Raw genomic sequence first — 19,183 nt, 5'->3', positions numbered from 1 at the left:
GTTGCTGTCCCGTTCGATCTGAACATGAGCCCGCCGCATTGCGCCAACTCACCCGGCCGCACCCGCAGATCAGGCGCGGCCACCAGCTATCGGGCCGCATCATGCCGGGTTACCAGACCAAACAAGAGTGCATCGCCATTCAGGGCGCGCACAGCCTCATCATCCGCTCCTTGCTGGACAAGCAGCAGTACGCCGACCCGCTGGGCGAGGCCGAAGCCATGGGCATCTCCAGCGCGGCATGGCCGCTGTTCGGCCTGCTGTGGCCCTCCTCCCTGCAACTGGCCGCCTGGATGGCCGAGCGCCCGCTGGTGGCCAATGAACGCATCCTGGAAGTGGGTTGCGGCCTGGCCCTGGCCAGCCTCGTTTCGCACCGCCGTGGCGTGGACGTGACCGCTTCAGACTGCCACCCGCTGGCGTCGAGCTTCCTGATTGAAAACACCGGCCTCAATGACCTGCCACCGCTGACCTACAGGCACGGCAACTGGGGCGATGCGGCCGGTACGCCCGTGCATGACCGCCACCCCATCGTGCAAGGCCGCTTCGACCTGATCATCGGCAGTGACGTGCTGTACGAGCGCGATGAGTCCGGCAAGTTGTCGGGTTTCATTGCGCGGCATGCCAGCCCCAACGCCGAAGTGCTGATCGTGGACCCGAACCGCGGCAACCGCTCTGCCTTCAACAAGAACATGGCGAGCGAGGGCTTTGCGCTGGAGGAAGTGGACCTGAGCCACAGCCTGGCCAGCGGCGAAGCCTACCGTGGCCGGATGCTGCGTTATCGGCGCGAGGCCACTACCGTCAACTGAGTGGCAAACCAGCGCTGGGGGCTCGCCTCAAGCCCCCAGCAAGGCCGCGCCCTTGACCTGGGCAAACACATCCATACCCACACGCAACTGAAGCTGTTCGCATGAGCGGCGCGTCAAGCGGGCCAGCAGGCTGGCATCAGGCGCCAGGTTCAAACGCAAGGTGACACTGTCTGCACCATCGGGCCGGATCTCGTCGATGCGGGCGGGCAGGATGTTGAGGATGCTGCTGTCTCTGGCCGCACTCAAGGTGACGCTCACATCCCGCGCCAGCACGCGGACCTTGACCGCCTGCCCCACTTGCGCGGCGCTGTGGCCCACCCAGAACGCGTGCTTGCCCACGCGCAGGCGGCTCAAGCCGAACTCGGGCTCGTGCGCCTCGATACAGGCTTGCAGCAAGGCTGCGGCGTCATCCCAGGTGCTCATGGGCGTATCCAGCCGCGCGAACATGTCCACCGCAGGGCCACTGCCCTGGACGCGCCCGGCCTCCATCAACACCAGGTGATCGGCCAGCCTGGCGGCCTCGTCCAACGCGTGGGTCACGTACACGATGGGCATGCCCGCGCTGTTGTTGAGCCGCTCCAGGTAAGGCAGCACCTCGGCCTTGCGTGCCGGGTCCAGCGCCGACAAGGGCTCGTCCATCAGCAAGAGGCGTGGGCTGGTCAACAAGGCACGGGCAATGGCCACGCGCTGGCGCTCGCCACCAGACAAGCCTTGCGGGCGCCGGTCCAGCAGGTGGCCAATGCCCAGCAGGCCCACGGCCTCATCCATGCCAATGCGCCGCTGATCGCGCGGCACACGGCGGTGGCCATAGTCCAGATTGGCCTGCACGCTCAGGTGCGGGAACAAGCTGGCCTCCTGAAAGACATAGCCGATCGCGCGCCGATGGGGCGGCACGAAACGCCCCTTGCCCCACCGCGCGCCAGGTACATCGTCCTGCCAGACATCCCCGTTGAGCGCAACGCGCCCTTGTGCACGCACCAGGCCGGCCAAGGCACGCAACACCGTGGTCTTGCCACAGCCCGATGGCCCCAGCAGCACACTGACGCCCTGGCCAGGCAAACGCAAGGACACGTCCAACGCGAAGCCGGGGTAGGCCAGTTGGAGGTCTGCATGGATCTCGCTCATGCCCTGCCCTCCTGGCGCCCCAGGACCCCACCCACACGGCCATTGAGCAAGTAGAGCAGGAACATCACGGCAAAGCCAAAGCCCACCATGCCGGCCGCCAGCACATTGGCCTTGGCGTAGTCCATCGCCTCCACATGGCCGTACAAGGCCACCGACAGCACACGCGTGGCACCAGGGATGTTGCCGCCGATCATCAGGACCACACCAAACTCGCCCACCGTGTGGGCAAAGCCCAGCACCGCGGCGGTCAGGAAACCGGGCCTGGCCAGAGGCAAGGCCACGGTCAGGAAACGGTCCCAAGGTGAGGCACGCAGCGTCGCCGCCACCTCCAGCGGCCGGCGCCCGATGGCCTCGAAGGCCTGTTGCAAAGGCTGCACCACAAACGGAAAGGAGTGCAGCACCGAGCCCACCACCAGCCCCCAGAAGGTGAAGGGCAAGAGCCCCCAGCCCATGGACTGCGTGAAGACGCCAACCGGCCCATGCGGCCCCATCAGCATCAGCAGGTAAAAACCAATCACCGTGGGCGGCAAGACCAAGGGCAAGGCGACCACCGCGGCCACCGCCCCCTTCAAGCGTGAGCGCGTGCGCGCCAGCCACCAGGCCATGGGCGTGCCCAGCAAGAGCAGCAAGAGCGTGGTCAAGGCGGCCAGGCTCGCCGTCAGCCTCAGGGCCTGCAGGTCATCGGCGTCCAGCATCAAAGCTCGTACCCATAAGATTTGATGATCGCCTTGGCCTTGTCACCCTTGAGGTACTTCAGCAAGGCGGCAGCGGCAACGTTGCCTTCGCCCTTCTTCAGCAAGGCCGCATCCTGCAGGATGGGCGTGTACAACCTGGCGGGCACCACCCACCACGAGCCGACAGCAGGCTTGTCTGGCGGGGCCACCTGAGACAGCGCCACAAAACCGACATCGGCATTGCCGGTGGACACAAACTGAAAGGCCTGCGCAATGTTATCCCCCTGGACGATCTTGGGCGCCACGGCGTCGTACAAGCCCAAGGTCTTCAAGGTCTCCACGCCGGCCGCGCCATAGGGCGCCAACTTGGGGTTGGCCAGCGCCAGGCGGGCAAAGCCGCCCTTGCTCAGCACCTCGCCCTTGTCATCCACCACCCCAGCCTTGCTGCTCCACAGCACCAGCTTGCCCTTGGCATAGGTGAAGCGCTGGCCTTTCACGGCCAGGCCTTCGTCTTCGAGCTTTTTGGGTGTTTCGTCATCGGCGGCCAGCAGCACCTCGAAGGGCGCGCCTTCCTTGATCTGCGCATGGAACTTGCCGGTGGAGCCGGTGATGGCCACAGCCTTGTGGCCCGTGTCGGAGGCAAAGTCTGCCGCGATCTTCTGGAAGGGCCCCGCGAAGTTGGCGGCCACGGCAACTTGCACCTCATCGGCCAGCGCCAGGCTGGACCACAAGGACAGCACACTCAGCATCAGCGCCGCTTCCATGCGGATCTCCATGCCCCGTTGCTTCGGCGAATCCCGCGTGATGATGGCCACCAGTTCATTGCGTTTGTTGTGTACATGGCTTTATAACGCAAACCATGCGCAGGGTACATGACGCCATGCAGCCCCTCGCATGTTCGGCGCCTCAACTCACACCGTGGCCGGTGCGTGCGTGTAGCACTTCTTGGGGCAGATCTTCGAGCAGGCGGTACAGCCAATGCACATCTCCTGATGCGCGATGGTCATCACCTTCTTTTCGTACTCTTCGTCTTCATCGTCGTCGTCCGAGATGGCGACACGCTCGCCTTCGTCGTTGAGCCCGATCAACTCCAGCACGCCGCGAGGGCAGACCTTGAAGCAGCGCCCACAACCGATGCAGGTCTCTTCATTGATGTTCTGGACAAACTTGGGCTCCCAGCTCTCACCGCTGGGCATGGTGATGGAAAAGTGGCTCATGGCTTCATCCTCATGACGATCGCACCATCAGGCGCTGGCTGCGGCGGCCATCTTGCGTGCCTCGGTCAAGGCAGCATGGGCATCGTGACAACGTTGCGCGATCTCCAGGATCTTTTCCCAGTTGGTCGGCAGCTCTTCAGACAGGTCGTGCAGGTCCATCTTGGCCTGCGTGGCCTGGGCGTTCAACTTCTTGATTCGGGCTTTGAGTTCGTCGGCATCCATCTCGGGCTCTCCTGCGTTCAAGCGCCGTAGTTGGCGACCTGGGGGTAGTCACGCACCATGGCCACACCCTCGTTGTAGAACTTGGCACCCGCCTCGGCCAGCTTGGCCAGGGAGGCAAAGCCAAAGCGGTGCACATCCCGCAGCTGCTTGTTGACCACGACCAGGCGGCCGGCGATCAGCACGATGCGGCCAAAGCCCTCGTGGCTCATCTTCATCATGGGCGAGACCATGTTGCCGCTCTCACGCTCGATGGCCACGGCCACGGCGTTGTAGAACAGCTCCATGCGCCACAGGATTTCAGGGTCAGGGTCGCCAATGATGGGGAGCTCGCGGCGCTGCTCGGCCGTGAGGATGTAGGGACTCAGCAGCATCAGGTCGGACTTACCCTCCCAGGTGCCATGGGTGTCCTGTGCGCGCAGCACCTTGATCAGCTCGCGCACAAAGGGCGTGGCCATGAGTTCTTCATCGGTCGGCGCCGATGGGGATGCGGGCGCTTCCAGCGTGGCGGTATCAGCCATGTTTGACCTCGTCTTCGTCTTCATCAAAGTTGGTGGCGACCGCTTCCGAGCCCTTTTGAAGGGCCTTGCGCAGCCAGGGAGGCGGGGTGCCCTTGAGCACCTCCTGCAGTTTTTCCAGGATGTCCAGAATCGGCTCTGGCTGGGGTACCTTGATCGGGTGGATCTTCACGGCCACCACACGGGCGGCGGCCGAACCGCCAATGGCGGCCACATACAAGATGGCGCAATCCTTGATGGCTTCCAGCTTGGGCGCCAGCTTGTCCTCGTCGCCGTCTTCCTCCAGCTTGCCGCCGAACTCGAAGTTCTCGACAAAGGTGTAGCCCTCCGGGGTGACGTCATAGACCGAGACGTTCTTGGCCCAGCCAAAGTGCGCGTCCACGCGCTGCTTGTCTTGCGTACTGAATGCGACTTTCATGGGGTGACTCCATCGGTGGTCGTAGGTTCGGAAGAGGGGTGGCCATGCTTGAGGCCGCCCGGCCAAGGCAGCTCGGCACGCGACTGCAAAGGCATGGCCACGCGCTGGGCGGCCTCAGGCAGGGGCCAGGTGTCGGGCACCGCATGGGGGATGTGGGCCATCATCAGGTTGGCCACCTCGAAGATGAACTGGCGCGTGCCCCGGTAGCCCACCATCAGGCGATGGGCATTGCCGATGCGGTCGAAGATCGGGAAGCCCAAGCGGAAGAAGGGCTTGTCCAGGTGTTCGGCAGCCTGGCGCCCGTGTGAATGGGTCATCATGAAGTCGCACTCGGCGGCGCCCTTCTCCAGGTCCTCCAGGTCGCCGATCAAGGCAATCTCGGCAGGCAGTTTGTCGAGCACGGGCGAGTGGGTCGTGGTCACGCAGGTGTGCAGCTCGGCACCCATCTCCTGCAGGATGCTGCCCGCGGCGAACAGCAGGTCGGGCTCGGCGCCGATGGCCACCTTCTTGTGGCCCAGGTAGAAGTGGCCGTCCAACATGGCGTCCAGCAGCTGGCTGCGCTGGCGACGGTACTTCTGCGGCACCGGCTTGCCACTGAGCCTGGACAAGGTCATCAGGAAGCGGTCATTGCATTCGAGCCCGGTCAGGCGATCGAACAGCTCGTAAGGCACGCCCGTGAGCTGGTGCAGGGCCTCGGCGGCATCGTGCATCTGCTGGCCGATGGCCAAGGTGGCCACGGACTCGCCCATGCGCAGGATGTCGTCGTGCTTCGTGCCGCCCAGCGTGGTGCCACGCCAGTCCGATGGGATGTGGCCATCCAGCGAGCCGGACACATCGGGCAAGGTGATGGTGCTCAGGCCGAAGTCATCGAGTATCTGCTTGATCTCTTCCAGGTCACCCGGCGTGAGGTGGCAACCCGGTAGCAGGTTGACCTGTGTGGCCGCCTTGCCGACCTGTGGATGGGCGGACGTATCCGGCACGATGTGCTTGATGATGCCTGTCACGGCATGGCGCCAGCCATCTTCAAAGGCGCCCACGTAATCGGGTGTGGAGACATAGATCAGCGCGGTGTCATCCAGCTCGGGCTTGCGTTTGCGGACCATGTTGAGGTAGCCCTCCACATCATCGCCCTTGGTCTCGGTCAGGCCGGTGGAGCAGATCGCGATCATGCGGGGCGCCGCGCGCTTCTTGATGTTGAGCAGCGCCGTCTCGATGTTCTCGTAGCCCCCCAGGATGGTGGTGACCTCGTTCATGGCCGTCGTTTGCAGCGGGATCGCCTCCTTGAAATGGCGCACCAGCAGCACAAGGCCAAAAGACGTGCAACCTTGCGAGCCGTGCATCACCGGCATGCAGCTGTCCAGCCCCATGAAGGCGAAGCTCGCGCCCAGCGGCTGGCTCATCTTGAGCGGGTTGACCGCGCAGGCTTTCTTGGACTCTAGCGTCTTGGCCATGGTCAAGTCCCCTCAGGCGTGCGCATGTTGATGGCCCTGCCCTTCGGCCTTGGCCGGTGGCACAAAGGGCTCGGCAGCCAGCATGCCCGCGTCCACCTCATCCCAGGGCGCCGGGATGCGCACCTGCTCCCACACGGGGTTGTAGAGCGCCTTGTCGATCTCTTCCACCAACTCGACCATGCCTTCGTAGCCGGCATACGGGTGGTAGCGCTCCTGGTTGATGTCCAGCCAGGGCATGCGCGCCTTGAGCGCGATGAACTGCGAGCGACCACCTGACAACATGATGTCGGCCTTGGCATCGCGCAGCATGTTGTACATCTCGCGCGGCGTCATGTCGTCGATCATGTGAGCGTCATCCCCCATGATCTCCTTGATTTTTTCCTTGTCCTCTTTGGTGGACTTCTTGATCGAGGTGCCCACGATCTCCATGCCCACCTCCTGCAAGGCCGACACCACGGACCAGCTCTTGACGCCCCCCGTGATCAGCAGCACACGCTTGCCCTTGAGGCGGTCCTTGTACTTCTCCAGGCGCTTCCAGGCGCGGGCCTCCTCAACCTCGATCAGGCGCTCGGTACGGTCGATCAGGTCGGCGCCAGCGCCCGTTTGCACCAGCAAGCGCGCGATCTGGCGCAGCGTGTCGCTCATGTCACCAATGCCGTAGAACGAGCCCTCGAAGTAAGGGATATCCCACTTCTGCTGCATGCGCGTGGCGATGTTGATCATCGACTTGGAGCACACCATCATGTTGACCTTGGCGCGGTGGCTGCTGGCCACCTCGTGGTAGCGGCCATCACCCGAGATGCAAGACAGGATGCGCACACCCAGGGCATCCAGCAGCGGCTTGATCTGCCAGAGCTCACCCGAGAGGTTGTACTCGCCGATGATGTTGATGTCATACGGCGTGGTGAACTCGGGCTCTTCGGTACCGATCACATAGTCCAGGATGGATTCGCCGCCCAGCTTGTTGCCCAGGTTCTTGGGGCCGGCAAAGCCAGGGCTGTTCACTGGAATGACAGGCTTGCCGAACTTCTCTGTGGCTTTCTTGCAGACCGCTTCGATGTCATCGCCAATCAGGGCTGTGACACAGGTCTGATAGACAAACACCGCGGGCGGGTTGTACTTCTCGATGATCTCTCGCACGGACTTGAAGAGGCGCTTCTCGCCACCGTAGACCACATCGAGTTCATTGATGTCGGTGGTGAAGCCGGTGCGGTAGAGCTGCGAGCCCGATGAGTAGCTGTGGCGGTTGTCCCAGCTGTTGCCCTCGCAGGCAATAGGGCCGTGGACCAGATGGGCCACATCGACGATGGGTTGCAACGCGATCTTGGCGCCGTCAAACGCGCAACCACCGGCAGCCGCACCAGGCGAGAGTTGCTTGGTACAACCCTTCTTGCGCTCTTTCTCGCTCTTGCCCTGGTTCTTGTCGCAACCGGGTTCGTCGAACACTTCAGCGATCTTTTGCTTGAGCGATACGGACATGCTGGGCTCCTTGTGGGATTGACTCTGTCATTGCACAAACGGTGCCAGGGGTGTTTGCCTGGGAAGCCGGCTTTGAGGACCACCGAGATGGCCTTTTGAGGCAACAAATTCGACAGGGCTTGTCGGGAAGTTGCCAATGCGCGGTGTACTCAAGCCACCGAAGGCTTGAGCAGGTCAAAGGTGCGCGCCATCTCTTGCGCAGACACCTCTTCAACCTGAGCCGCCTTCAACACGTCTGCCCCGGCCAGCCAGCGGGCCTCCAGAGACGCATCTTCCAGCGCCATCAACAGCGACTGGTTCAGCTCATAGTTGCCCCAGGCCACGCCGGCATCGCGCATGGCCGATTGCAGCGCGTTCTGCACCAGGCCGCGCACGCGCATGTGCGGTTCTGAATACGGGATCTCATCCACACGGCCAGATGCAGCCTGCGCACAGGCCTTGCGGTCATACGAAGCCAGGCCACGACAAGCCAGCGGCCGAACCTGGTAGACCACGCACACGCCCTGGGCAATGAAGGGGCAGCGATGCCGCGCGGCCACCCGGTCCGCCTCCCCCACCCCGCAGGTCATGCCATTGGCCCGGGCAATCTGCGCCAGCAGATCCACGCCATGCTTTTTCAAACCAGGCGTCACCGCACGAATGAAACGCGCCAGCATGAACACCTCAGGGGCGGTGGCCGTCACGCGCAAGGTGCAGCAGGTGGCGCACCCCTTGTGGCAATCCAGCGCGGGCAGGCCCTCGCACTGGCTGGCCACATTGACATCAAAGCTTTGCCAGGCCCGCATCAACAGCGTGTCCAGCAACTCGGATCGATGACGCAAGCCCGCCCAGATCTGGCTGAAATGCGTCTGCAACTGCTGGAAGAAATCCAGTGAACTCAGGGCTTCAACCGACATGGCCTGACCCCATCAGTTCTCGGCCAACACGTCCAGCGCCAGCAACTGCTCGCGCAAGGCGTGCAAGGCGCGCCAGCCACCGGGGGCGGTGAACAGCGGGTCATCCTTGCTCTCGGTGGCCAGCACCGCTTGCGGATCTGACCAGAACACCCGCACGTCTTTCAAGGCCCCCTCGACGGGCTCGACTGTCACACGGCTCTTGAGCGCCGCTTCACACGCGGCCTCGATGCTGACGGCTTCCGGCTGATAGCAGCCGCGCTCCAGCGCGTAGTCTGCGCGGTACAGCGTCGCATCCAGGCCGAACTCATCGGCCAGGCGACAGATACCGGGAAAGGCGCTCCGGGCCTGAGGTGTGCCGGGCTGCTCCCCCACCATGCTCAACAACTCGCGCGCCGTGGTCGTGTCATAGATCTCCCACGACTGCAGCGGGTCATCCACCACGACCTTGCTCAGCAGATCCTCACCGTGAAAGGCAAACCACGCATGGGGCTCGCCGACATGAGGGACTTCAACGACAAAGATCATGATGGCCTCCCGGAATCACTCCACGCCTTCTAGCTGCGCCTTGGCCCATACCACCTTACGGAAGCGCTCCGAAATGGCCACCGGGTCATTGGCGAAATCGCGCTTGGCCACATCCATCGCACCTTGCGCGATGGCGGCCTCATCGTGCCGCAGCGGGATGCGCCCACCCATGTGCGTTGCACCCGGCACCGCCTTGGAAATCGCCTGGCGATTGGGGTGTTCGATCAGGGGCACCAAGGTGTCCGTCTCACGCGCACCGCCCAGGCACAACCACCCATCGATCACCTCAACCTTGCGGCCGTCTTGCGTTGTCTTGACATACGTGCTCATGCTCATACCTCACCCAAACAAACATCAAAATTGACACGGCCTTTGAAGTGGGCGCAGATGCCGTAGCGAGCGGGTCGAGGTGGGGTTCGCAGCGCGCAGCCATACACCCGTATGGCGAGCACAGCGAAACCCAGATCGCCCCGCGCAGTAGGCAGATGCGCCTGCTTCAACGGATGATGTCGTAGGAGTAGTCGGTCTTGCCCGGGATGATCGTGTTGGCATCCAGCGCTTCGAAGTACTCATCCAACAGGTTCACCAGCACGCGCTGCGCCCCTTCATACCCCCAGATCGGCAGGCGGTGGTAGTGGTGGCGATCGAAGATCGGGAACACCATGCGGATCAGCGGTGCACCGGTGTCACGCTCCAGGTACTTGCCGTAGGTGTTGCCGATCAGGAAGTCCACCGGTTCCGTGTGCAGCAACGAGCGCATGTGCCACAGGTCGCGCTTGGGGTAGGTCTTGCAACCCTTGCCATAAGGCGAAGCGTCAAACAGGGCTTGCACCTTGGTGGCCCACTTCTCGTCACCGTTGGTGGCCAGCACGTGGGCAGGTTCGGCACCCAGCTCCAGCAGGAACTGCGTCAGGCCCAGCATCTGGTCAGGGTCGCCATACAGGGCGTAGCGCTTGCCATGCAGGTGGGCCTGGCTGTCGGCCATGGCGTCCACCAGTTGGCCGCGTTCCTTTTCCAGCTCGGCAGGCACAGGCTTGCCGGTCAGGCGGGACAAGGCCATCACGAAGGCGTCGGTACCAGCCACGCCAATCGGGCTGTTCAGCACGATCACTTCCTGGCCCTTTTCCTTGATGTACTTGGCGGTCTTCTCGCAGCAGAACTCTTGGAAGACGATGGTGGCCTTGGCGTTCAGGGCACGCTCGACTTCGGCCTTGGTGGTGCCGCCTTCGTACATGCGGAACTCGCCATCGGTGGGGGTGGCCCACACTTCAGACGGGTCGCACAGCACGGTGTAATCGGCACCGAACAGTTCGAAGATGCGTTTGATTTCCTTCATGTTGCCCACGACGAAGCCGTCGAAGCCACCGATGAAGTTGATGGACTCGTTGGGCACGCGGGTCAATGCCGGCGCGGTGCCTGACTTGCCGTCCCAGAAGTGCTGCAACACGCCCAACAAGGCATTGTCGTAGCCCGTCACGTGGCTGCCGACGAAGGCCGGTGTGTGCGCGAACGGCACGTCGAACTCGGCGGGCACGCTGCCCTTTTCCTTCGAGGTCTTGATGAAGGCGTTCAGGTCGTCACCGATCACCTCGGCCATGCACGTGGTCGACACGGCGATCATGTCGGGCTTGTACAGGTTGTAGGTGTTGGCCAGGCCGTCAATCATGTTGTTGAGGCCACCGAACACGGCTGCATCTTCCGTCATTGAGGACGACACGCACGATGTCGGCTCCTTGAAGTGACGCGAGAAGTGCGAACGGTAGTAGGCCACGCAGCCTTGCGAACCGTGCACGAAGGACATGGTCTTGGCAAAGCCATTGGCCACGAACACGGCACCCAGAGGCTGGCAAGCCTTGGCGGGGTTGACCACCAGAGAGTCACGCTTGAAGTTCTTCTCTTTGTAGTCTTCGGTCTTGGTCCACTCGACGATCTGCTTGATCTTCTCGTCTGCGTGGTTGAACTCGAAGGCCTTCTTGCCTTCGAGCATGGTTTGGTATTCCGGCTCACGGAACAGGTTCTCGTGATCGAGGATCTTGTCGACGCTTTGAGGCATGGTGCTCTCCTGGGAAAACGAAATCGCTAAACACGGCCCCACACGGTGTGGGTGCGGGGCCTTCCACTCAACTCATCAGGCCGCGGCCTTCCAGGGGGCCTTGGTCAGGCCCCAGATCGGGCTGCTGATGGCCATGTCCATGTCACGGGCGAAGATGGCAAAGCCGTCATAGCCGTGATAGGGGCCGGAGTAGTCCCAGCTGTGCATCTGGCGGAAAGGCACGCCCATCTTCTGGAAGACGTACTTTTCCTTGATGCCCGAGCCGATCAGGTCAGGCTTGATCTTCTCGACGAACTTCTCGAACTCGTAGCCGGTCACGTCGTCATAGATCAAGGTGGAGTCCTTGATGTAGTGCGTGGTGCGCTGGTAGTCGTCGTTGTGGCCGAACTCGTAGCCGGTGCCGACCACTTCCATGCCCAAGTCTTCGTAGGCGCCGATCACGTGGCGGGGGCGCAGGCCGCCCACATACAGCATGACCTTCTTGCCTTGCAGGCGGGGCTTGTACTTGTCGATGACGGCTTGCATCAGCGGCTTGTACTTGGCGATGACCTCTTCAGCCTTGGCCTTGATGGCGTCGTCGAAGTGCGATGCGATTTCGCGCAGCGACTTCTCGATCATGGTGGGGCCGAAGAAGTTGTACTCCACCCATGGGATACCGTACTTCTCTTCCATGTGCCGGCTGATGTAATTCATCGAGCGGTAGCAGTGCAGCACGTTCAGCTTGGCCTTCGGGGTGTTTTCCAGCTCGGCGATCGTGCCGTCACCGGACCACTGGGCGATCACGCGCAGGCCCATCTCTTCCAGCAGGATGCGGCTGGACCAGGCATCACCACCGATGTTGTAGTCGCCGATGATGGCCACGTCATACGGTGTCGAAGCGAACTCGTGTTCCTTCTTGGTCTTGCCGTCGAACACCCAGTCACGGATCGCGTCGTTGGCGATGTGGTGGCCCAGCGATTGAGACACGCCACGGAAGCCTTCGCAACGAACCGGCACGATGGTGTGGTTGTTGTGTTCCTTGGACTTCTTCTTGGAGACGGCTTCGATGTCGTCGCCAATCAGGCCGATCGGGCACTCGGACTGCACCGAGATGCCCTTGTTCAGGGGGAACAGTTCCTGGATTTCGTCAACGATCTTTTCCAGCTTCTTGTCACCGCCGAACACGATGTCCTTTTCCTGGAAGTCGGAGGTGAACTGCATCGTCACGAAAGTGTCCACACCGGTCACGCCGATGTAGTAGTTGCGACGCGCAGCCCATGAATACTGGCCGCAGCCCACAGGGCCGTGCGAGATGTGGATCATGTCCTTGATCGGGCCCCACACCACGCCCTTGGAGCCTGCGTAGGCGCAGCCGCGGATGGTCATCACGCCAGGCAAGGACTTGATGTTGGACTTCACGCCGCAATCAGGCTTACCCTCTTCGTAGGTCCCCAGATGCTTGGCGCGGCGCTTGGCCATCTTCTCTGGATAGGCCTTGAGGACTTCATCAATCAAGGCTTTGTTGGTGGCCTTGCGTTCTTCAACGGTCATGCTCATGGAAATTCTCCTGCTTCGCTTGAGCGAGGTGGTGGATGGGGGTCAAGCAGCCGCAGCGGAACCGGCTTTGCCGGGCCGCCAGCGGCGCCCCCTTGAGGGGGAGCGCCGCAGGCGCTTCGGGGGTGGGGCTTACGCTGCCAGTTCGGCGGCAGACTTGCCGACTGCGGATTCGTCGATGGTCTTCATGATCCCGTGCTCCATCAGCAGGTCTTCCAGCTGGTCCATGGTGATGGGGGTGGGGATGGTGCCGTTGCCAGCGTTGCCGTGGACCTTGGTGGCCAGGGTGCGGTATTCCTGAGCCTGCTTGGAGTCAGGTGCGTACTCCAGCACGGTCATGCGGCGCAGCTCGGCGTGTTGCACGATGTTGTCGCGCGGCACGAAGTGGATCAGGCGTGAACCCAGCATCTTGGCCAAGGACTCGGCCAGCTCCAGTTCCTTGTCGGTCTGACGCTCGTTGCACACCAGGCCACCCAGACGCACACCACCCGAGTTGGCGTACTTCAGGATGCCCTTGGAGATGTTGTTGGCGGCGTACATGGCCATCATTTCGCCGGACATGACGATGTAGATTTCCTGTGCCTTGTTTTCGCGGATGGGCATGGCGAAGCCACCGCACACCACGTCGCCCAGCACGTCGTAGGACACATAGTCCACGCCTTCATAAGCGCCGTTTTCTTCCAGGAAGTTGATTGAGGTGATCACGCCACGACCGGCGCAACCCACTCCGGGCTCAGGGCCACCGGATTCCACGCAACGGATGTCGCGGTACCCGACCTTCATGACGTCTTCCAGCTCGAGGTCCTCCACCGAACCGGCTTCAGCAGCCAGCGACAGGATGGTGTCCTGCGCCTTCGCGTGCAGGATCAGACGGGTCGAGTCAGCCTTGGGATCACAGCCAACGATCAGGATCTTCTGACCCATTTCGGCCAGCGCAGCCAAGGTGTTTTGCGAGGTGGTGGACTTGCCGATACCACCCTTGCCGTAGAAGGCGATCTGTCTCAATGAAGCCATTTCAGTTCTCCAGAAAATGAGGAAAAAAAGCAGGTTGCGAAGCCGCGACCCTGATGTGCCTTTGGTGCCGATGTCGGTCTTCTTTTGCCGCCACTCACTGGCCAGACATGGTCTGCGCAAGACCTCTATCGCAACTGCTGTGCCACCTGTGGCCAATGGCGACAAGTGCTTGATTCAGCTAGGAAAAAAGCTTTTTGGCGTCCCAAACACAGCCCTCCCGGGCATTGTTTGAAACCTGACAAAACACCGCATCACGTCGTGAAAGACACATGAAGGCTTGAGCCTGGTCGGACAGCCGACATCAGGCTCAAAAACGAGTGCTTACGTAGGAGATGGCTTCAAGGAATGAAGCGTCGTGGCCTTCGATCAGCAGTGTGGGGCGCACTGGTATGCCGATTGCATTGAAGGGTCTTGTTTCAACAAGCGCGAACGCCCATCACACACCCGTTCGCGTCCACACCTAAGGACTGATCATGACCGTGACCATCGAGCAAAATCCCATTGAACAGACGGTGTTTGGCCGACTGGACAAAGGTCGCTATCTGCAGAACCCCGTGTTCAAGGGCATGACGCACAAGCCCTCGCGCTTTGGCTTCCGCGGTGAACTGGCCCTGCGCTTTTCCACCCAGCTGGCCGACGAAGCCCGCCCGCCCGAGTTGACCTGCGACCAGGTCATGGCCGTGGCCAACACGGGCGAAAGCACCCTGCCCTTCTTCACCGGCTACCTGTTGTCCTTCGAGCACCTCAAGGACGTGGCCGAGGTGCTGGGCGAAGCCCTGAGCGCCGGTGGCAAGTACTTCCTGTTTTGCAACAACATCGACCTGAGCAAGAAGTACCAGGTGCCCTACAAGGGCGCGATGTTCTATGTGTTGCCCATTGACGAAGGCACCGTGTACAACGAGCTGCTGGAGTTGCTCTACCTGGAGCGCAACGACCTCAAGAAGCTGGACACGGCTGCCAAGCTCGACCGCATCGCCGACGCCGCAGCCAAGTACGACGTCACCTTCGACACCATCACCTACGCCGAAGGCCTGGCGCTGATGGGCCCGGTGCGCAACCCCAACGAGAACCGCCCGGTGTGATCAGGCGACGGGCCGCTGTTCCGGATCAGACCAGAACACGCCCGTCAGCAACTCAGGCAGGCGCTCGGGGCCCATGCGGAAGCCGCAGGCCTGCGGGTGCCCGCCACCACCCATGGCTTCGGCCAGCGGGATGGCGTTGTAGGTGGCCACCGCACGCAAGCCGATCTTGACCGTGCCGTCCTTGGACACGCTCCACAACAAGGCAAAGCTACCGCACTCGGCCGACAACATATTGCCCACCTCGCTGGTGAACGCGCCAGGGCAGTTGACCATCACGCCCTGCTGCCCATTGAAGGTCAGAGGCGAGGCACCTTGTGCGATGTCCTTGCACAGGCTGATGAACTTCTCGTTCATGGCCGTGCCGCGCTGGCAGAACTCGTTCACCTGCTCGGCCTTGAACGCGGCGATCTCGGCCCAGCGCGGGAACTCATTGGGCTCCAGATCCAGCGCCGACAGGAAGGCCGCACTTTCCGGATAAGCCCAGTTCCACAAGTCACGGTCCTGAATGAAGCGGATCAGATCGGGCACCTCCTGCTCGGGGAAGAAGAACTTCCACGACAGCATGGCGCCGGACTGCGACATGTCGAAGTGCACCGCGCCACAGCGGCACTGGAAGCGCCCCAGCTTGTCGGCCGCGCTCTTGTGGTGGTCCAGCAGCACCAGCTTGGCCGCCCGCTCGTCGATGCCCTGCATGATCAACTCGTCAAACGAGAAGTCCAGGATGTAGACGGCCCGGCCCTCCAGCGCAGGCAACTCGGCCACGTCGTTGATCTTGCCGTGCGTGACGCCCAGGTACTCGCCCTGCCCTTCAAAGTACAGCCAGGCGGCCAGGGCGGCACCAAAGCCATCCGGACATTTGCCGTGGTAGATCACCAGGGGGTTGGGATCGGCCTTGGAGGGCGCAACGGCCAGACCAGGCAAGGAGGTGAAAAGACCAGTGCTCACAGCGTGGGGACTCTTTGACGAGCCGGATTCATGAAAGCGCCCATGTTAGTGGCTCCTGGCCTCAGGCCATCGCCCGCGCTGACGTGACGAATTCACGCATTTGCGCGTTCATCGCCCTGCACCCCAGTAGCCAGGGGATGGTGAGGCAGGCTCAGGCAAGGCCACAATTCGTTACACGTTTGTTTCCGCGCCTGATTTGCAGGGCGCCCTCCCGAGAAGCCGCACCATGATGTCTCTCCGTCACATTGCCCTGGCCGTCCTGATGGCCTCGTCGCCTGCCTTCGCCGCGCAGAACCTCGTCGTCAACGGCTCCTTGACCGGCCCGATCACCAACAACGGTGTGCCCACCGGCTGGACCATCTTCGAAGGCACGCCCGACATCATGGATGCCGCCAACAATGTGGGCGTCGCCGGCCAACTGCGCTTTGGCGCCACCCCCACCGTGTCGACCGACGGCGGCACCTGGGTGGGCCTGGGCGCCTATGGTTCCTATATGGAGCGCTTTGGCCAGACCCTGAGCGGCCTGCAAGTTGGTCAGCAATACACCGTGTCCTGGGAAGCCGGCAACTTCGGCTACACCTACGGCAGCATCAGCTACCTGGGCAGCAACGCCATCAGCGTGCTGCTGGACGGCGCCACCATCGGCTCGGGCGCTGAACTGGCGCTGGGCTCGAGCTGGGCCAACCAGTCACTGACCTTCACGGCCACGGCCAGCAGCCAGCAGCTGTCCTTCATGCTGGCCTCCTCGGCGCAAAAGGCCTATATGTCGATCGATGGTGTGGCCGTGCAGGCCACCACCGCCGTGCCAGAACCCGGCACCTGGGCCCTGATGGGCCTGGGGCTGTGCGGCCTGATGCTGGTGTCCCGCCGCCGCGCCTGAGCGCCATTGGCCGGGCACCAGCCCGATTCACGGAACTAAGTCACAAAACTGCCTCATTTCGAGGCATTCCAGGGTGTTTCCCAGGGGAAACGCACCTTACCAAAGGCTTGCCAACAAGCTTATCCACAGCTTGCGGGGATAAGTCGGCAAGCGATCCACACGCCAGCCTTGGGCCAACCGAGGCTGGCGTTTGTCTTTGTGGATCAGAAACGCCTCCCTCGCAGGGGTTTATTCACGACAAACAATGCATCGCGAGCATCTTGCTGCGCTCCCCGGCCCCTGTCGGTTGCCGGCTTTATGAAACAAGAAATGACAGGGGAGCCCCCTCGGCCGGGATGAGCGGGGATATTCGCGGCCCGAAGGCGGCAAGCATTCGTGAACCGCATCACGAATACTTTGAATCGGCGCCAGATAACAGAATCCACCTTTGATTTTCTCGTGCGGAAAATCACACCTGATTCACGCGCCAAAACCCATTGCGATGATTACAGTGAGTTACAGAATGCGACGCGCGGTCACGGAGTAGCAAACATCGAACTAGGGGGTTGCCTTTACACTGCCCTCACGGTGATGAAACGAGCAGTTCTTTCACACCTACACGGATATATCGAGTTTCAACGCTGAACCCCATAGAGAAATGCAGTATCGCTCTCAACTCCACGCAGATGGCGCAATGTGTATCCCGAAGGACACCGCCCCGGCGACAGCGGGAAGACTCTCACTTCCAGGCGCCCCTCGAATAAGGGGGATAAAAACAGGACATATCCGATCCTGAATATCAACGCACCTGGTATCTCAATTACCCCAAAGTCGAGTATTTCAATATCACCGTTCCAAGCAGGAACTGGTGGGGATTGAAATCGCCCTGAGCGAATACACGCCCAAGTCGAGAAGGTTGAACATGTCGAAGTCCTCCAAGATCATCACGCACCGCGTTTCTGGCAGCCGCAAGGCCAAGGCAGGCATCGTCCTGGTCAGCGCATGCACACTTTTTGCCGCATACGCTGCTCGCCGCGCCTACACGGACACCATCGCCCCGAAAGCTTCCATCACCTCGCCATCCGCCAGCACAGCGGTCAGTGGCGCCGTGGCCGTCGCCGTTTCGGCCAGTGACAACGTGGGCGTGGCCAAGGTTGAGTTGTATGTCAACGGCACCTTGAGTGGCACGGACACAGCCAGCCCTTTCACCTTCAGCGTCAACACCGCCACGCTCGCCAACGGCTCGGCCACCCTGACTGCGGTGGCATATGACAAGGCAGGCAACAAGGGCACCTCCACACCCGTTTCGGTGACCGTCTCCAACACCACCTCGCCAGACGGCACGACGACGGGCACCACCACCGGTACAACGACTGGTACAACAACTGGCACGACCACGGGCACCACCACGGGCACCACCACCGGCACGACAACCGGTACGACCACGGGCACCACCACCGGCACGACAACCGGTACGACGACGGGCACCACCACGGGTACGACGACTGGTACGACCACTGGCACAACGACAACCGGCTCAACGGTCACGGCAGCCTGCCAACCCTCCGGTTCGGGCACCGACTACCAGGTTGGCCCCGGCACAGGGCAACTCGCCACGCTGGATCTGGTCCCCTGGGACAAGCTGGTAGCCGGTGACACCGTGCGCATCTTCTACAGCGCCACGCCTTACCGCGGCCACATCCTGCTGGCAGCCAATGGCACTGCATCGGCCCCCGTCCGTGTCTGCGGCGTCAAGGGCCCCAACGGCGAGCGCCCCATCATCGATGGTCAAAACGCCGTGGCTCGCAAGGGCCTGGCCTACACCGGCGCCAGCTCCGGCAACATCCAGGAAACGCGTGCGCTCATCATGGTGGACCGCCTGAACACGCAAAGCTGGTCTGCCGCCTATCCCACCTACATCCAGATCGACGGCCTGGAGCTGCGTAACGCCAAGCCTGGCTACACCTTCACCAACTCGCTGGGTGGCGTTCAGGCCTATGACAGCTTCGGTGGTTGCATCTGGGTGGAGCGCGGCGCCAACATCACGATCGCCGACAACGTGATCCATGATTGCACCAACGGTATCTTCACCCGCTCTGTTGACGTGGGCGCCGGCATGTCCACCATCTCCCAGGATATCCGCATCGCTGGCAACTACCTCTACAGCAACGGTGCCGCCAACGACATGTTCCTGCATAACATCTATGCATCGAGCCTGCGCATCACCTACGAGTTCAACCGTCTCGGCCCCCTGGTCCCCACCTCTCAAGGTATCGGCATCAAGGACCGCTCGCTGGGCACCGTGATCCGCTACAACCACATCACCGAAGGCGCTCACTCCATGGATCTGGTCGAGCCGGAAGACTGGTCTG

General features: G+C 62.1%; 20 protein-coding genes. 4 read left to right on the top strand and 16 right to left on the bottom strand.

The window, feature by feature from the left end; translation table 11 throughout:
• Positions 1-38 precede the first annotated feature (38 nt).
• Positions 39-803 (top strand): SAM-dependent methyltransferase, encoded by a 765-nt coding sequence (locus tag HY019_RS07155; protein ID WP_363302470.1) that lies wholly within the window; start codon positions 39-41, stop codon positions 801-803.
• A gap of 27 nt (positions 804-830) precedes the next feature.
• Here the strand turns inward: HY019_RS07155 and modC are convergent, their stop codons facing one another.
• From modC to nifH, 15 genes are all read right to left on the bottom strand, one after another.
• Positions 831-1,928, bottom strand: coding sequence for a molybdenum ABC transporter ATP-binding protein (modC, locus tag HY019_RS07150; protein WP_290689629.1), 1,098 nt, complete (start codon positions 1,926-1,928; stop codon positions 831-833).
• Complete coding sequence (gene modB, locus HY019_RS07145) at positions 1,925-2,623, bottom strand: molybdate ABC transporter permease subunit (protein WP_290689627.1); 699 nt, start codon at positions 2,621-2,623, stop codon at positions 1,925-1,927. The genes modC and modB overlap by 4 nt, the downstream gene beginning before the upstream one ends.
• Positions 2,623-3,366, bottom strand: a complete 744-nt coding sequence (modA, locus tag HY019_RS07140; RefSeq protein ID WP_290689625.1) for a molybdate ABC transporter substrate-binding protein — start codon at positions 3,364-3,366, stop codon at positions 2,623-2,625. Before modA ends, modB begins: the two co-directional genes overlap by 1 nt.
• A 147-nt stretch (positions 3,367-3,513) precedes the next feature.
• A complete protein-coding gene (gene fdxB, locus HY019_RS07135) occupies positions 3,514-3,819 on the bottom strand; it encodes a ferredoxin III, nif-specific (protein WP_290689623.1) in 306 nt (101 codons plus the stop codon).
• A gap of 27 nt (positions 3,820-3,846) precedes the next feature.
• Positions 3,847-4,041, bottom strand: coding sequence for a CCE_0567 family metalloprotein (locus tag HY019_RS07130; RefSeq protein WP_290689617.1), 195 nt, complete (start codon positions 4,039-4,041; stop codon positions 3,847-3,849).
• Between the two features lie 17 nt (positions 4,042-4,058).
• Positions 4,059-4,559 carry a NifX-associated nitrogen fixation protein gene (locus tag HY019_RS07125; RefSeq protein WP_290689615.1) on the bottom strand — a complete coding sequence of 167 codons (501 nt, stop codon included), beginning with the start codon at positions 4,557-4,559 and terminating at the stop codon, positions 4,059-4,061.
• A complete protein-coding gene (gene nifX, locus HY019_RS07120) occupies positions 4,552-4,974 on the bottom strand; it encodes a nitrogen fixation protein NifX (protein WP_290689612.1) in 423 nt (140 codons plus the stop codon). The genes HY019_RS07125 and nifX overlap by 8 nt, the downstream gene beginning before the upstream one ends.
• Entirely contained in the window at positions 4,971-6,425 is a 1,455-nt protein-coding gene (gene nifN, locus HY019_RS07115; protein ID WP_290689608.1) for a nitrogenase iron-molybdenum cofactor biosynthesis protein NifN, read from the bottom strand. Before nifN ends, nifX begins: the two co-directional genes overlap by 4 nt.
• Positions 6,426-6,437: 12 nt before the next feature.
• A complete protein-coding gene (gene nifE / locus HY019_RS07110; RefSeq protein ID WP_290689606.1) occupies positions 6,438-7,904 on the bottom strand; it encodes a nitrogenase iron-molybdenum cofactor biosynthesis protein NifE in 1,467 nt (488 codons plus the stop codon).
• 149 nt (positions 7,905-8,053) lie between these two features.
• Complete coding sequence (locus HY019_RS07105; RefSeq protein ID WP_290689604.1) at positions 8,054-8,800, bottom strand: YkgJ family cysteine cluster protein; 747 nt, start codon at positions 8,798-8,800, stop codon at positions 8,054-8,056.
• Positions 8,801-8,812: 12 nt separating this feature from the next.
• Positions 8,813-9,325, bottom strand: a complete 513-nt coding sequence (locus tag HY019_RS07100; protein WP_290689603.1) for a hypothetical protein — start codon at positions 9,323-9,325, stop codon at positions 8,813-8,815.
• Between the two features lie 15 nt (positions 9,326-9,340).
• A complete protein-coding gene (locus HY019_RS07095) occupies positions 9,341-9,655 on the bottom strand; it encodes a hypothetical protein (protein WP_290689601.1) in 315 nt (104 codons plus the stop codon).
• Positions 9,656-9,821: 166 nt separating this feature from the next.
• Positions 9,822-11,378: a nitrogenase molybdenum-iron protein subunit beta gene (gene nifK, locus HY019_RS07090; RefSeq protein ID WP_290689599.1), complete on the bottom strand. Its 1,557-nt coding sequence runs from the start codon at positions 11,376-11,378 to the stop codon at positions 9,822-9,824.
• Positions 11,379-11,453: 75 nt separating this feature from the next.
• Positions 11,454-12,914 carry a nitrogenase molybdenum-iron protein alpha chain gene (gene nifD, locus HY019_RS07085; RefSeq protein ID WP_290689597.1) on the bottom strand — a complete coding sequence of 487 codons (1,461 nt, stop codon included), beginning with the start codon at positions 12,912-12,914 and terminating at the stop codon, positions 11,454-11,456.
• 129 nt (positions 12,915-13,043) lie between these two features.
• Positions 13,044-13,925 carry a nitrogenase iron protein gene (nifH, locus tag HY019_RS07080; RefSeq protein ID WP_290678766.1) on the bottom strand — a complete coding sequence of 294 codons (882 nt, stop codon included), beginning with the start codon at positions 13,923-13,925 and terminating at the stop codon, positions 13,044-13,046.
• A gap of 473 nt (positions 13,926-14,398) precedes the next feature.
• Between nifH and HY019_RS07075 the strand changes: the two genes are divergently transcribed.
• Positions 14,399-15,007, top strand: coding sequence for a hypothetical protein (locus tag HY019_RS07075; RefSeq protein WP_290689595.1), 609 nt, complete (start codon positions 14,399-14,401; stop codon positions 15,005-15,007).
• Here HY019_RS07075 and HY019_RS07070 read toward each other — a convergent pair whose 3' ends face one another.
• Positions 15,008-15,952, bottom strand: a complete 945-nt coding sequence (locus tag HY019_RS07070; RefSeq protein ID WP_290689594.1) for a DHHA1 domain-containing protein — start codon at positions 15,950-15,952, stop codon at positions 15,008-15,010.
• A gap of 226 nt (positions 15,953-16,178) precedes the next feature.
• On the opposite strand from HY019_RS07070, the gene HY019_RS07065 reads away from it, so the two are divergent.
• Positions 16,179-16,832 (top strand): PEP-CTERM sorting domain-containing protein, encoded by a 654-nt coding sequence (locus HY019_RS07065; RefSeq protein WP_290689592.1) that lies wholly within the window; start codon positions 16,179-16,181, stop codon positions 16,830-16,832.
• Positions 16,833-17,733: 901 nt separating this feature from the next.
• Positions 17,734-19,183, top strand: a 1,450-nt coding sequence (locus tag HY019_RS07060) for an Ig-like domain-containing protein (protein ID WP_290689590.1), incomplete at its 3' end; no start/stop codon positions are given.

Origin of the sequence: Aquabacterium sp. (assembly GCF_016195855.1) — a bacterium.
Taxonomy (GTDB): Bacteria; Pseudomonadota; Gammaproteobacteria; order Burkholderiales; family Burkholderiaceae_C; genus Aquabacterium.
This window is presented reverse-complemented; position numbering and strand designations above follow the sequence as displayed.

Bases quoted from the DNA above. Each gene is read 5' to 3' on its own strand.
- modC (WP_290689629.1), bottom strand. From the start codon at position 1,928: ATGAGCGAGATCCATGCAGACCTCCAACTGGCCTACCCCGGCTTCGCG.
- modB (WP_290689627.1), bottom strand. From the start codon at position 2,623: ATGCTGGACGCCGATGACCTGCAGGCCCTGAGGCTGACGGCGAGCCTG.
- modA (WP_290689625.1), bottom strand. From the start codon at position 3,366: ATGGAAGCGGCGCTGATGCTGAGTGTGCTGTCCTTGTGGTCCAGCCTG.
- fdxB (WP_290689623.1), bottom strand. From the start codon at position 3,819: ATGAGCCACTTTTCCATCACCATGCCCAGCGGTGAGAGCTGGGAGCCC.
- HY019_RS07130 (WP_290689617.1), bottom strand. From the start codon at position 4,041: ATGGATGCCGACGAACTCAAAGCCCGAATCAAGAAGTTGAACGCCCAG.
- HY019_RS07125 (WP_290689615.1), bottom strand. From the start codon at position 4,559: ATGGCTGATACCGCCACGCTGGAAGCGCCCGCATCCCCATCGGCGCCG.
- nifX (WP_290689612.1), bottom strand. From the start codon at position 4,974: ATGAAAGTCGCATTCAGTACGCAAGACAAGCAGCGCGTGGACGCGCAC.
- nifN (WP_290689608.1), bottom strand. From the start codon at position 6,425: ATGGCCAAGACGCTAGAGTCCAAGAAAGCCTGCGCGGTCAACCCGCTC.
- nifE (WP_290689606.1), bottom strand. From the start codon at position 7,904: ATGTCCGTATCGCTCAAGCAAAAGATCGCTGAAGTGTTCGACGAACCC.
- HY019_RS07105 (WP_290689604.1), bottom strand. From the start codon at position 8,800: ATGTCGGTTGAAGCCCTGAGTTCACTGGATTTCTTCCAGCAGTTGCAG.
- HY019_RS07100 (WP_290689603.1), bottom strand. From the start codon at position 9,325: ATGATCTTTGTCGTTGAAGTCCCTCATGTCGGCGAGCCCCATGCGTGG.
- HY019_RS07095 (WP_290689601.1), bottom strand. From the start codon at position 9,655: ATGAGCACGTATGTCAAGACAACGCAAGACGGCCGCAAGGTTGAGGTG.
- nifK (WP_290689599.1), bottom strand. From the start codon at position 11,378: ATGCCTCAAAGCGTCGACAAGATCCTCGATCACGAGAACCTGTTCCGT.
- nifD (WP_290689597.1), bottom strand. From the start codon at position 12,914: ATGAGCATGACCGTTGAAGAACGCAAGGCCACCAACAAAGCCTTGATT.
- nifH (WP_290678766.1), bottom strand. From the start codon at position 13,925: ATGGCTTCATTGAGACAGATCGCCTTCTACGGCAAGGGTGGTATCGGC.
- HY019_RS07075 (WP_290689595.1), top strand. From the start codon at position 14,399: ATGACCGTGACCATCGAGCAAAATCCCATTGAACAGACGGTGTTTGGC.
- HY019_RS07065 (WP_290689592.1), top strand. From the start codon at position 16,179: ATGATGTCTCTCCGTCACATTGCCCTGGCCGTCCTGATGGCCTCGTCG.